This window comes from Delftia lacustris (assembly GCF_040267515.1).
Lineage (GTDB): Bacteria > Pseudomonadota > Gammaproteobacteria > Burkholderiales > Burkholderiaceae_C > Comamonas > Comamonas tsuruhatensis.
In genome coordinates this window covers 2,061,939-2,075,239 of record NZ_CP141274.1, presented here as the reverse complement: position 1 = coordinate 2,075,239, position 13,301 = coordinate 2,061,939, and the positions used below count along the sequence as shown (strand labels likewise).

The window sequence follows — 13,301 nt, the reverse complement described above, 5'->3', positions numbered from 1 at the left end:
AAAGTTAGCCCCAAAGCCGGTTGATATCGTTGAAAAAGGCGACGGACATCATCATCATCAAAACCGCCACGCCTGCACGCTGCAAGCGTCCGGCCCAGACTTCCGACACGCTTCGGCCAGTCACGCCCTCCCAAAGATAATACATCAGGTGCCCACCATCGAGCACCGGCAGGGGGAGCAAGTTGAGAACCCCCAGGCTGATGCTGATCAGCGCCAGGAACGAGAGATATTGGACCAGGCCCATGCTGGCCGAACGCCCCGCGTAATCGGCAATGGTCAGGGGCCCGCTGATGTTCTTGAGCGAGGCCTCGCCGATCACCATGCGGCCCATCATGCGCAGTGTCAGCGACGACAGCTCCCAGGTGCGCTGCACGCCGGCCCACAGGCCCTCCAGCGGACCGCGCTGCACCAGCGCCATTTCCGGGGCGCTGCCGATGTAGGCGCCGATGCGGGCGATGCTTTCCTTGCCGTCTTCCGATCGGCCCAGGTCGGGCAGCACCGGGATCTGCAACTGCCGCCCCTCACGCTCCACCAGCCAGATCTGCTGCTGGACCTGGCCCGATGCGCCCATCTTGCGGATGAGATTGCGCAGCTGCGTGCCATCGTCCACCGAGGTGCCACCCACGCGCAAAACCAGATCGCCCTGGCGCAGGCCCGCCTTCTCGGCGGCACCACCGGCAATCACCTTGTCCAGCACGGGCTGCGTCCAGGGACCAAGCAAGCCCAGGCGCTCGAAGAAGGCGGCATCGGGCTCGCCCTGAACCTGACCAGCCAGCGCGAGCCGCAGTTCGGACGGGGCGGTGCGGCGGGCCTGGAGCACCTCCATGCGCACGGACTCGTCATCGAGCGCTGCACGGGTCAGCGTCCAGCGCAGATCATTGATGGAGCGGACCTCTTCCCATTCCTGGTCACCCAAAGCCATGCGCAGCACGCGATCGCCGCCTTGAACACCCGCCATCTGCAGCACCGTGCCTGCTGGCGGTGTTGCCAGCCGTGCAACGGGCTCCTGCATGCCGACCCAATTGACGATGGCCAGCAGCGCAATGGCCAGCACGAGATTGGCCACGGGGCCTGCGGCCACGATGGCTGCACGCGCACGCAGCGGCTGGGTGTTGAATGCCAGATGGCGTTGGTCGGCAGGCACCTCGCCCTCACGCTCATCGAGCATGCGCACATAGCCGCCAAGGGGCAGTGCACCGATGACAAATTCCGTGTCCGAACCCTTGCGCTTCCATCGCAGGATGGGGCGGCCGAATCCGACGGAAAAGCGAAGCACCTTCACGCCGCAAGCCACGGCGACGCGGTAGTGGCCCCACTCATGCACGGCAATCAGCAAGCCCAGTGCGACCACGAATGCGACAACGGTCAGCAACAATTGATACTCCTTTGAATCCAATGCGCCTCTGGATTCCGCCGCAGGCCCATCAAGAAAACCCTCCTGACCTGCGAAGCCGGCATCACAGCTGCCACTGCCGCGCCACGGTCTGCGCGATTTCGCGCGCCTGCGCGTCCAGGGCCAGCAGGTCTTCCAGACTGCCCAGTGTAGGCGGCAGCAAGGTCTCGAGCGTGCGCAAATTCACAGCGTGGATACGGTCAAATGCCAGGCGCCGCTCCAGGAAGGCGGCAACGGCGACTTCGTTGGAAGCGTTGAGAACCGCCGTGGTTCCCTCGCTGGCGTGCAGCGCCTGCCAGGAAAGGTGCAGGCCCGGAAAGCGCACGGCATCCGCCTCCTCGAAGGTCAGGGCAGACAGCTTGGCGAAATCCAGGGGCGCCGCACCGCTGGCGATGCGGCGGGGCCAGGCCAGGCCGCAGGCGATGGGCACGCGCATGTCGGGCGTACCCAGTTGCGCGAGCACCGAAGCATCCTTGAACTGCACCATGGAGTGCACGATCTGCTGCGGATGGATGACGACCTTGATCTTGTCAGGCGCCATGTCGAACAGCCAGCGGGCCTCGATCACCTCCAGCGCCTTGTTCATCATGGTGGCCGAGTCCACGGAGATCTTGCGCCCCATGGAGAAATTCGGGTGCGCGCAGGCCTGCTCCGGCGTGATCCCGGACAGGGTGGACGGATCGCGCAGGCGAAAAGGCCCGCCCGAGGCTGTGAGCAGCAGACTGTCCACGCGATCGGGCCAACTGGTGCGGTCTTCGGGCAGGCACTGGAAGATGGCCGAGTGCTCACTGTCAATGGGCAGCAGCGTTGCGCCGTGGCGCTTGACGGTGTCCATGAACAGTGCACCGCCAACCACCAGCGCCTCCTTGTTGGCCAGCAGCAGGCGCTTGCCGGCGCGTGCGGCAGCCAGGCAAGGCGCCAGGCCCGCCGCACCGACGATGGCCGCCATGACGGCATCGGCTTCAGGATGCGAGGCGATCTGCTCCAGCGCGTCAGGCGACTGCAGCACTTCGGTGGCCAATCCATTGCTGCGCAGCTGCTCAGCCAGCAGCCTTGCATGCGGCGCGCTGGCCATGACGGCGTAGCGGGGCTTGAATTCGGCACACTGGCGCAGCATCAGGTCCACCTGCGTGGCCGCGCTGAGCGCAAAGACTTCGTAGTGATCGCGGTGGCGCGCCACCACATCCAGCGTATTGGTACCGATGGAGCCTGTGGAGCCCAGGACGGTGATTTTCTGCTTCATGAATGCGCGAAAGAGGAAAGCATCAGGGCCAGCGGCAGGGTCGGCAGCAGGGCATCGACGCGGTCTAGGACGCCGCCATGACCGGGCAGCAGGCCACTGCTGTCCTTGACGCCGACGCTGCGCTTGACCAGGGATTCGACCAGGTCGCCGACCACGCTCATCGCGGCCATGAAAACAACCGCCAGCAGCAGGAACCAAGCCCCGCGCGCCAGCAGCAATGAATAGAAACTGGGCACGGCCACCGCGTAGTGGCGGTCAGCCCAGACCCAGACCAAGGCCAGCACCACAACGCCTGCCATGCCGCCCCATACGCCTTCCCAGCTCTTGCCGGGGCTGATCGTGGGAGCCAGCTTGGATTTGGTGAATTTCAGGCCCAGGGTCCGTCCTGCGAAATACGCGAACACGTCGGCCACCCAGACCAGCACCAGCACCGACAGCAGGAAGTTGATGCCCATCATGCGCGCCTGCACCACGGCGACCCAGGCCACCCACAAGGCCAGCACTCCGCCGACCAGGCGCACAGGCGCTGCAATGCGAGGCCAGCCAGCCACGCCGGCACGCAGCAGCGCCCCGCCACCCAGCACCCAGGCAGCACCGGCAACAATCCAAAGCGCAGACAGGGGACGCTCCAGCCAGCCGGCAGCCCAGGCGCCCAGGCACATCGCCGTGCAGATGGCGCCTATGCCGATGGCGCCCGCGGTGCCAAAGCCGTTGAGACGCCCCCATTCCCAGGCACCTGCCGCCATGAGCACGAGCACCACCACGGCGAACGGAATACCCGTGGGATAGAACAGCGCAGGCAACAGGATGGCCAGCAGGATCAGGGCGGTGATGACTCGCTGCTTGAGCATGGCTCCCCCTTGTTCAGGACGTCTGCGGATGGGACGACGTCGGTTGTGATTGTTGTACTTGCGCGGAAGTCTGGCCGAAGCGCCGCTCGCGTGAAGCGAAAGCCGCGATGGCCTCGTCCAGGCAGGCCTCATCGAAATCAGGCCACAAGCTGTCACTGAAGAAAAGCTCGGAATACGCAGCCTGCCACAGCAGGAAGTTGCTGATGCGCATTTCCCCGCCGGTACGGATCAGCAGATCCGGGTCGGGCACATGGGCCAGCGCGAGCGCGCGGTCCAGGCTCTGCGGGGTGATGGGCTCGCCCTTCTCTGCCAGCCGGGCAGCTGCCTGTGCAATGTCCCAGCGTCCGCCGTAGTTGAAGCAGACGTTGAGAACCAGGCGATTGTTGTGCGCAGTGACGGTCTCGGCCTGCGCAAGGCCCGCGCACACTTTATCGCCCAGGCCGCTGCGGTCACCGATGAAATGCAGGCGCACGCCGTCGCGGCTCAGTTGCTGCACTTCCTTGGCAAGTGCGTTGGCCAGCAGGCCCATGAGACCGGAAACCTCCTCTTCGGGACGGTTCCAGTTCTCGGAAGAGAAAGCGAAGACGGTCAGGACCTGCACGCCGCGCTGGACGCAGGCGCGGGCGCAGCGGCGCAGTGATTCCACGCCCTGCTTGTGGCCGGCCAGTCGCGGCAGAAAGCGGCGATTGGCCCAGCGTCCATTGCCGTCCATGATGACGGCAATATGGCGCGGCACCGCGCCGGAGTCTTGTTTGGTCAAAGGTACGGACCCTGAGGCAAATGAGGCAGGACGCCTCAGACCGCCATGATGTCTTGTTCCTTGGCCGCCACCAGCGTATCGATCTCGGCGATGTGCTTGTCGGTCATCTTCTGGACATCGGCTTCGCAACGCTTTTGATCGTCTTCCGAGGCTTCCTTGTCCTTGACCAGCTTCTTGACGGCTTCGTTGGCATCGCGGCGCAGGTTGCGCACGGCGACCTTGGAAGCTTCGCCTTCATTGCGCGCCAGCTTGGTCATTTCCTTGCGGCGCTCCTCGCTCATGGGAGGCATGGGCACGCGGATCAGGTCGCCAAGCGAGGCGGGGTTCAGGCCCAGATCGCTTTCGCGGATGGCCTTCTCCACCTTGGCCGACATGCTCTTTTCCCAGGGCTGGACGCTGATGGTGCGCGCGTCAAGCAGGGTGACGTTGGCCACCTGGGACAGCGGCACCATGGAGCCGTAGTACTCCACATGGATGGAGTCCAGCAGCGATGGATTGGCACGACCGGTGCGCACGCGCGCAAGATTGTTCTTGAGCGCTTCGATGGACTGGCCCATCTTGGACTCGGTGGTCTTCTTGATGTCTGCAATCGTCATGTTCTTGTTCCTTGAAGAGCTGTGTAACGCGGTATCAAAACGCTCAAGCGTACACCAGCGTGCCCTCGTCCTCGCCCATGACCACGCGCTTGAGCGCGCCGGGCTTGACGATGGAGAACACCCGGATCGGCAGCTTCTGATCGCGGCACAGCGCAAAGGCGGTGGCGTCCATGATGCCCAGGTTGCGCGAGATGGCCTCGTCGAAAGCCAGCTTGTGGTAGCGGGTCGCGTCGGGGTTCTTCATCGGGTCGTCGGTGTAGACACCGTCGACCTTGGTGGCCTTGAGCACCACCTCGGCGCCGATTTCAGCGCCACGCAGCGCGGCGGCCGTGTCGGTCGTGAAGAACGGGTTGCCGGTGCCGGCAGCGAACACCACCACCTTGCCCTCCTCGAGGTACTGCAGGGCCTTGGGGCGCACATAGGGCTCCACGACCTGCTCGATGGCAATGGCCGACATCACGCGGGCTGTCAGCCCCTGCTTGTCCATGGCATCGGCCAGGGCCAGGGCATTCATGACCGTGGCCAGCATGCCCATGTAGTCGGCGGTGGCACGGTCCATGCCGACCGAGCCGCCAGCCACGCCGCGAAAGATGTTCCCCCCACCGATCACCACCGCCACCTGGACACCAACCTTGGTGACCTCGGCAATTTCGGAAACCATGCGCTCGATGGTCGCACGGTTGATGCCGAACGAGTCATCCCCCATGAGTGCCTCACCGGACAGCTTGAGCAGGATGCGCTTGTGGGCCGGTGTGGCGTGGGTCATGGTGTTTCTCCGAAGTGGTGGATGATGATGGATGGTGAAGGGAACGGTTCGGTCGCCCGGAAGGATCAGGCGCCGGCCTTGGCGGCAGCCACCTGGGCAGCCACTTCGGCAGCGAAGTCGTCGACCTTCTTTTCAATGCCTTCGCCGACCACGTACAGGGTGAAGCCCTTGACGTTGGTGTTGGCGGCCTTGAGCATCTGGGCCACGGTCTGCTTGCCGTCGGCAGCCTTCACGAAGACCTGGTCGGCCAGCGAGACTTCCTTCAGGTACTTCTGCACCGAGCCTTCGACCATCTTGGCGACGATGTCGGCAGGCTTGCCGGACTCGGCAGCCTTGGCGGCAGCAACGGTACGCTCCTTCTCGATCAGCTCGGCGGGCACGTCGGCGCTGGTCACGGACACGGGCTTCATGGCGGCCACGTGCATGGCGACATCCTTGGCAGCCGTGGCATCGCCGTCGAACTCGACGACCACGCCGATGCGCGAGCCGTGCAGGTAGGAAGCCAGGCTGGGGCCTTCGAAGCGCTTGAAGCGGCGGAAGGACATGTTTTCGCCGATCTTGCCGATCAGACCCTTGCGCACGTCTTCCAGCGTGGGGCCGAAGCCGTCCTGCTCATAGGCCAGTGCGCTCAGCGCGGCCACGTCGGCGGGGTTTTGCTCGGCGACCAGCTTGGCGGCGGCGTTGGCCATCGCGATGAAGCTGTCGTTCTTGGACACGAAGTCGGTTTCGCTGTTGACTTCGATCATGGCACCCTGGTTGCCATTGATGAAGGCGGCGATCACGCCTTCGGCGGTCACGCGCGAAGCAGCCTTGCCAGCCTTGGTGCCGAGCTTGACGCGCAGCAGCTCTTCCGCCTTGACCAGGTCGCCTTCGGCTTCGGTCAGGGCCTTCTTGCACTCCATCATGGGCGCGTCAGTCTTTGCGCGCAGTTCAGCCACCATGCTTGCGGTAATTGCAGCCATCGTATTTCTCCAATGTCAGTTCGATTCGTTACAGGATTTCGGCTTAAAAAAACGGGGCTACCCTGAGCCCCGCTTTTTATTCGGCGACGAGGTCGCTCAGCCGGACAAGCTCAATCAGGCAGCGGATTCTTCCACTTCCACGAACTCGTCACCGCTCTCGCCGGATGCGGCCTTGACCACGTCGGTCAGTGCAGCAGCGCGGCCTTCCAGGATCGCGTCGGCGATGCCTTGGGCGTACAGTTGCACGGCCTTGGCAGAGTCGTCGTTACCGGGGATGACATAGTCGATGCCTTCGGGATTGTGGTTGGAGTCAACCACGCCGACCAGGGGGATGCCCAGCTTCTTGGCTTCGGCCACGGCAATCTTGTGGAAGCCCACGTCGATCACGAAGATGGCGTCGGGCAGGCTGTTCATGTCCTGAATGCCGCCGATGTCCTTTTCCAGCTTTTCCAGTTCGCGAACGAACATCAGCTGTTCCTTCTTGCTCATGGCTTCCAGACCGGCTTCCTGCTGGGCCTTCATTTCCTTCAGACGCTTGATGGACGTCTTGACAGTCTTGAAGTTGGTCAGCATGCCGCCCAGCCAGCGCTGGTCAACGAAAGGAACGCCAGCGCGCTGGGCTTCGGCAGCCACCAGCTCGCGGGCCTGGCGCTTGGTGCCGACCATCAGGATGGTGCCGCCGTTGGAAGCCAGCTGCTTCACGAACTTCTGGGCGTCCTGGAACATCGGCAGCGACTTTTCCAGGTTGATGATGTGGATCTTGTTGCGGTGGCCGAAGATGAAGGGGGCCATCTTGGGGTTCCAGAAACGGGTCTGGTGACCGAAGTGGACGCCTGCTTCCAGCATATCGCGCATAGTGACGGACATATGAATACCTCAAAGGTTAGGTCTAAAATCCAGCCCGACAATTGCCCCCCTGGATACAGGAAGCAACACCTTGAAGGGACTGGTTTGCGATTGACTTTGCAACGGGGGTTGCAAGCATGGGCAGGCATTCATGACGAACACCTCGCACCCCAAAGCCATCACCTGATCTCCGGCAATTCCGAAGAAAATCAGGGTGAACCCCTAGCAAAGCCGCAAGATTCTAGCATACGCCATCCCAAGACTGAGGCTTCGCACCCAACGCGCGCTCACACCCCGCATAGCCACGGTTGCCGCATCGGCCACACACTCCTGTAGTGATAGCTACATCCGCTTGATAATTCAGGCACTTCAGCAGATTCCACCCCAAAATGAACATCGCGATTGTGGGCGCCGGCAGCATTGGCGTTGCGACAGCCCACGCACTGGCCCAGGTCGGGCACGAGGTCACCGTCTACGAGCGCCATGGCACGGTGGCCGAGGAAGCCAGCTTCGGACATGCCGGCTGGCTGGGCCCCAGCCTGCTCCAACCGTGGAGCGTCCCCGGTCTCTCCACCACAGAACGCTCACCCACGCTTCCCGGCCAGCAGGCTTTGCCACGCCTCGGCTCCGGAAACCTCGCAGCCCAGCTGCGCTGGCTATGGCAATGGCGCCAGGCTGGGCGGCGCCTGCGCAAAGCCGGCGAACCCACAGCCACGATGGCGGCACTGGAGACACTCACCCAGCGCAGCCAGCAGTTCCAGCAATCGCTGTGGCGGCAGTGGGAGTTGGACCCGGAATATGTCTCCGGCAGCCTGGTGCTGCTGGGCAGCGAGGCCGACCATGAGCAACTGAAACCTGCACTGGCAGCGCTGGCCGAGGCCGGCACGCGCTGCGAGGCACTGGATGCCGCCCAGACCCGCCTGCGTGAGCCCGCGCTGGGCGAGGAGACCGCACTCGCAGGCTCCTTGTATTTCCCGCAGGCTGGCGCCGCCAACGGCCGCCTGGCCACGCTGATGCAAAGGCAGGCCGCACAGTCCGCAGGAGCACGATTCGAGACGCAACGCCTTGTGCAGCGACTGCAGCCCGGCGGCGCCGGGCGCACCGCTCGCCTGCAGCTGCAAGGCGAAGACACGCCCCGGTCGCACGATGCCATCGTCGTCTGCGCTGGCGCCGAGGCCGCAAACCTGCTCGCGCCGCTGAGCCTGCGCCTGCCCATGGTCGCCCTGCGCGGCTATGGCATCAGTGCTCCGCTGCGCGAACAAGGCTACGCGCCCCGCCACGCCATCGTCGACTGGAGCGAGCAGATGACCCTGGTGCGCCTTGGCCAGCGCATGCGGGTCGTGGCCGGCGCTGAACTGGGCAGCCACGGCCCCATGCACGAGGCCACGCTGCAGCGCATGTACCACCGACTCAACATGGTCTTTCCCGGCAGCGCCGTGCTGACCTCGGGCGTTCAGATCTGGCATGGCACACGCATGTGCACAGCCGATGGACTGCCGTTGCTGGGCGCCAGCGGTTTGCCCGGCATCTGGCTCAACCTGGGCCATGGCAGCTGTGGTGCCGCCATTGCCCAAGGCTGCGCCAGCATGCTGAGCGACCTGATGGACAACCGCACCAGCTTCCTGGACAGCGCATTGCTGGATCCGCGCCGCTTCGGCTGACCGCTGCGGACACCCCGCCCTGCGGCTGGCGGCTATGCTCAGGCCATGCTGCGCATTCCCACATCCACCGCATTGCCACTGTTCGATACGGTGGCCACACGCACCCAGGAACAGCATGCCGCGGCCCGACTGCCCGCACACCGCCTCATGCAGCGCGCAGGCATGGGGCTGGCACGCCTGGCACGCGCCATCGCCCCTCACGCCAACCGCATCTGGATCGCCTGCGGCCCTGGGAACAACGGCGGAGACGGCTTGCAGGCAGCCGCCTGGCTTCAACAGCACCTGAACACGATGCCGGCACGATCCCGCAATTGCCGCATCCTGGTCAGCTGCGCGCGCGAACGCGACCGCATGCCCGCCGACGCGCGTGCCGCATGGGATGCAGCCCACAAGGCCGGCGTGCAATGGATCGCCCACATGCCCACTGACATGGGGCCTCAGGATCTTTGCATTGATGCCTTGCTCGGCATCGGCCTGCGCCGACCCGACACGGCAAGCCCACCCACCCGAAAAGATGACCGATTGCTGCCGCTGCTGCGCAGCCTGCAGTCCGCCATGAGCCCCGTCCTTTGCGTGGACATCGCATCCGGCCTGGATGCCGACACCGGGCAATACCTGTCTGGATTCGAGCCCATGAACCTCCCGGTCAGCGCACGGCATACGCTGGCTCTGCTGACACTGCATCCCGGCCTGTTCACAGGAAGCGGCCGCGACGCCTGCGGCCAGATATGGTGGGACGATCTGGACACAGGACTGGCAAGCAGCGCGCCACCCTTCGCCATCTCACCGTGCGCACAACTTTTCTCCCCGGAAGCCCGCGCCCCGCGTCCGCATGCCAGCCATAAGGGGAGCTTTGGCGACGTGGCCATTCTGGGCGGAGAGGGGCTGGAATACCGCGGCCTGTCCATGACCGGCGCCGCCTGGCTGGCCGCACTGGCAGCCTTGCACGGCGGGGCGGGACGCGTGATGCTGGCACTGCTCGATGCCTCGCACGGGTCAGGCCAGGCCATCTCCCCCTGGCCCGAAATCATGTTGCGCAACCCCGAAGCACAAGACTGGCGCGGCGCCACCGTCGTGTGCGGATGTGGCGGCGGCATGGCGGTGCGCGCCTGGCTGCCCCAAATTCTGGATCAGGCGCCCAGGCTGGTACTGGACGCAGACGCACTGAACGCGGTTGCCGAAGATGAGTCGCTGGCCCTGCTTCTGAAAGAACGCAGCCGACGCAGCCAGCACACGGTGCTGACACCGCACCCGCTGGAGGCCGCCCGCCTGCTGAAAATGAGCACTGCCCAGGTCCAGGCCCAGCGACTTTCAGCAGCCAGGCAACTGGCGCTCCAATTCAACTGCACGGCGTTGCTGAAGGGCTCGGGCACCGTGATCGCCGGACCGCAGGGCGACGGCAATGCATCGCCGCCCTGCTGGATCAACCCCACAGGCAACGCCCGGCTGTCCACCGGAGGAACCGGAGATGTTCTCGCCGGGCTGATTGCCGCGCTATGGGCGCAAGGGCTGGACTCCGCGCAGGCCGCAACACTGGCGGCCTGGCGCCACGGCCATGCGGCAGACCAATGGCCCGCGCAAATGCCGTTCAGCGCCAGCGCGCTGGCCCAGCGGCTGGGCCAATAGACGCCCTCAGGGCTTGCGCCGGGGCTTGGATGTCTTGCCTGCCACCTTGGACTTGACGGCCCCCAAGGCCTTCTTACCCAAGGCGCGCAGCGCCTGCACCGGCGATGGCGGCGGCAACTGCGGCAGACCGTGGTCAGCATCGACGGCGACAGACTTGCGCGCTTCAGCCGCCCTGCCCCTGCGGGAAGCGCGTGCCGCAGGTGCGGACGAACCCGGCACCACGGCCGGCTCACTCACGTCGCTTTGACGCACTGGCGCGGCCGGGCGGGACTGGGCACTCGCATATTCAGCCTCCAGCGCGGCCAGGTTCACGCCCTTGACCATGGCCTTCTTGGACGCCTTGCGCCCCTGCTTGCCGGAAGACACCGCGCCATCGGATTCAGACCGGGCTCCGCCGGCACCGCCGGAGTTACGCTGCGCACGCTTTTCCTTGGCGTCGCGGCGCCCCCATTTTTCGCCCTGATGGGCTTCCGTGCGCGCCGGCGACCTGCCGGAACGACCCGAAGCCGGCTGCTCTTCGCCGTCGCGCACCAGGCGGAAATCGATGCGCCGGCCATCCAGGTCCACACGGCTGACCTGAACGCGCAGCCGCGTACCTATGCCGTAGCGAATGCCCGAGCGCTCGCCCCGCAGTTCCTGGCGCGCCTCATCAAAGCGGAAGTAGTCCCCCCCCAGCTCGGTGATGTGGACCAGACCCTCCACATACATGGCATCGAGCGTGACGAAGATGCCGAAGGTGGTGACCGCAGAGACCACGCCTGCGAACTCCTCCCCCAGATGCTCACGCATGTACTTGCACTTGAGCCAGGCCTCGACATCTCGGCTGGCCTCATCGGCGCGGCGCTCGTTCGCGCTGCAGTGCAGGCCTGCAGCCTCCCAGGCCTGGACCTCGGCGGCGGGCGCGCGCTTGCGCGGCTTCTGGCCGGGTGCACTGACACGCGAGGCCAGACGCTTGGCCAGCTTGGCTTCGGCCTCTCCAGGCGTGGGCAGCTCGGGCAGGCGATAGTGCGTGCCTTCAAGCTCGGCCTTGATCACGCGGTGCACGAGCAAGTCGGGATAGCGGCGAATCGGACTGGTGAAGTGCGTATAGGCATCGAAGGCCAGCCCGAAGTGGCCCGAATTTTCAGGCGTGTAGAAGGCCTGCATCATCGAGCGCAGCAGCATGGTGTGGATCTGCTGGGCATCAGGCCGGTCCTTGGTGGCATTGGCAATGGCCTGGAATTCGGACGTGGCCGGATTCTCGCCAAGCGCCATACCCACTCCCATGGCCTTGAGGTAGTTGCGCAGGATGTCCTGCTTCTCCAGCGAGGGCTTGTCGTGCACGCGGAACAGGCCAACGCGGCCGCTGTGCTCGATGAAGTCCGCGCTGCAGACGTTGGCGGCCAGCATGGCCTCCTCGATCAGCTTGTGCGCCTCGTTGCGCGTGCGCGGCACGATCTTCTCGATGCGGCCGTTCTCGTCACAGACGATCTGCGTCTCCGTGGTCTCGAAGTCCACGGCGCCGCGTGCTTCGCGCGACTTGAGCAGCGCCTGGTACACCCCATGCAGATTCAGCAAGTCGCCCACGCGATCGGAGCGCTTGGCAGCCTCCGGGCCACGCGTATTGGCCAGGATGGCAGCCACCTCGTTATAGGTGAAGCGCGCATGGCTGTGCATCACCGCGGGGTAGAACTGATAGGCATGGATATCGCCCTTTGCAGTGATCAGCATGTCGCAGACCATGCACAGGCGATCCACATCGGGATTGAGCGAGCACAGGCCATTGCTGAGCTTCTCGGGCAGCATGGGGATCACACGGCGCGGGAAATAGACGCTGGTGGCACGGTCATAGGCATCGATATCGATGGCACTGCCCGTGGTCACGTAGTGACTCACATCGGCAATCGCCACCAGCAGGCGCCAGCCCTTGCCGCGCCCGACCTTGGCAGGCTCGCAGTAGACGGCGTCGTCGAAGTCGCGCGCATCCTCGCCATCGATGGTGACCAGGGGCACATCGGTCAGATCGATGCGATTCTTGCGATCGGCAGGCCGCACCCTGTCCGGCAGGGCCTTGGCCTGTGCCAGGCAGGCATCGGAAAACACATGGGGCACGCCGTACTTGCGCACCGCAATCTCGATCTCCATGCCGGGATCGTCGACCTCACCGAGCACTTCAATGATGCGCCCCACGGGCTGGCCGAACAGTGCAGGCGCCTCGGTCAACTCCACCACGACCACCTGCCCGATCTTGGCCGAACCCGTCGCGTTGGCAGGGATCAGGATGTCCTGGCCATAGCGCTTGTCTTCGGGAGCGACCAGATACACGCCGCTTTCCTGCAAGAAGCGGCCAATGATGTTGTGCGCAGGCCGCTCGATGATCTCGACCACGCGGCCTTCAGGCCTGCCGCGGCGGTCCTGCCGCACGATGCGAACCTTGACACGGTCCTTGTGCAGCACCGCACGCATTTCATTGGGAGGAAGGAAGATGTCGCCTTCGCCGTCATCACGGATGACGAAGCCATGTCCGTCGCGGTGCCCCTGCACACTGCCCCCGATTTCGTCGTTCGCGTCGGCACTTTTTGCGTGAGGGTTCATTTTCTTGGTATACAATCTAAATC

The 13,301-nt window shown here is 64.8% G+C and carries 11 protein-coding genes; 2 read left to right on the top strand and 9 right to left on the bottom strand.

The genetic code is table 11. The features are described 5' to 3' along the window. Positions 1-4: 4 nt before the first annotated feature. From rseP to rpsB, 8 genes are all read right to left on the bottom strand, one after another. Complete coding sequence (rseP, locus tag U6958_RS10775; RefSeq protein ID WP_026062158.1) at positions 5-1,375, bottom strand: RIP metalloprotease RseP; 1,371 nt, start codon at positions 1,373-1,375, stop codon at positions 5-7. Between the two features lie 82 nt (positions 1,376-1,457). Continuing rightward, positions 1,458-2,636 carry a 1-deoxy-D-xylulose-5-phosphate reductoisomerase gene (gene ispC, locus U6958_RS10770; protein WP_016447484.1) on the bottom strand — a complete coding sequence of 393 codons (1,179 nt, stop codon included), beginning with the start codon at positions 2,634-2,636 and terminating at the stop codon, positions 1,458-1,460. After that, on the bottom strand, positions 2,633-3,487 hold the full coding sequence (locus tag U6958_RS10765; RefSeq protein ID WP_074921375.1) for a phosphatidate cytidylyltransferase: 855 nt from the start codon (positions 3,485-3,487) through the stop codon (positions 2,633-2,635). Before U6958_RS10765 ends, ispC begins: the two co-directional genes overlap by 4 nt. A gap of 13 nt (positions 3,488-3,500) precedes the next feature. Further along, positions 3,501-4,247 carry a polyprenyl diphosphate synthase gene (gene uppS, locus U6958_RS10760; protein WP_016447486.1) on the bottom strand — a complete coding sequence of 249 codons (747 nt, stop codon included), beginning with the start codon at positions 4,245-4,247 and terminating at the stop codon, positions 3,501-3,503. A 35-nt stretch (positions 4,248-4,282) separates the two neighbouring features. After that, entirely contained in the window at positions 4,283-4,843 is a 561-nt protein-coding gene (frr, locus tag U6958_RS10755) for a ribosome recycling factor (protein ID WP_016447487.1), read from the bottom strand. A 43-nt stretch (positions 4,844-4,886) separates the two neighbouring features. Next, entirely contained in the window at positions 4,887-5,609 is a 723-nt protein-coding gene (pyrH, locus tag U6958_RS10750) for a UMP kinase (RefSeq protein WP_016447488.1), read from the bottom strand. A gap of 65 nt (positions 5,610-5,674) precedes the next feature. Next, positions 5,675-6,571, bottom strand: coding sequence for a translation elongation factor Ts (tsf, locus tag U6958_RS10745; RefSeq protein ID WP_074921374.1), 897 nt, complete (start codon positions 6,569-6,571; stop codon positions 5,675-5,677). 114 nt (positions 6,572-6,685) lie between these two features. After that, positions 6,686-7,438, bottom strand: coding sequence for a 30S ribosomal protein S2 (rpsB, locus tag U6958_RS10740; protein WP_016447490.1), 753 nt, complete (start codon positions 7,436-7,438; stop codon positions 6,686-6,688). Between the two features lie 368 nt (positions 7,439-7,806). Between rpsB and U6958_RS10735 the strand changes: the two genes are divergently transcribed. After that, entirely contained in the window at positions 7,807-9,078 is a 1,272-nt protein-coding gene (locus U6958_RS10735; RefSeq protein WP_074921373.1) for an FAD-dependent oxidoreductase, read from the top strand. Between the two features lie 45 nt (positions 9,079-9,123). Further along, positions 9,124-10,704, top strand: coding sequence for an NAD(P)H-hydrate dehydratase (locus U6958_RS10730; RefSeq protein WP_074921372.1), 1,581 nt, complete (start codon positions 9,124-9,126; stop codon positions 10,702-10,704). Between the two features lie 6 nt (positions 10,705-10,710). Here the strand turns inward: U6958_RS10730 and rnr are convergent, their stop codons facing one another. Continuing rightward, positions 10,711-13,278 carry a ribonuclease R gene (gene rnr / locus U6958_RS10725; RefSeq protein WP_074921371.1) on the bottom strand — a complete coding sequence of 856 codons (2,568 nt, stop codon included), beginning with the start codon at positions 13,276-13,278 and terminating at the stop codon, positions 10,711-10,713. Positions 13,279-13,301: the final 23 nt, after the last annotated feature.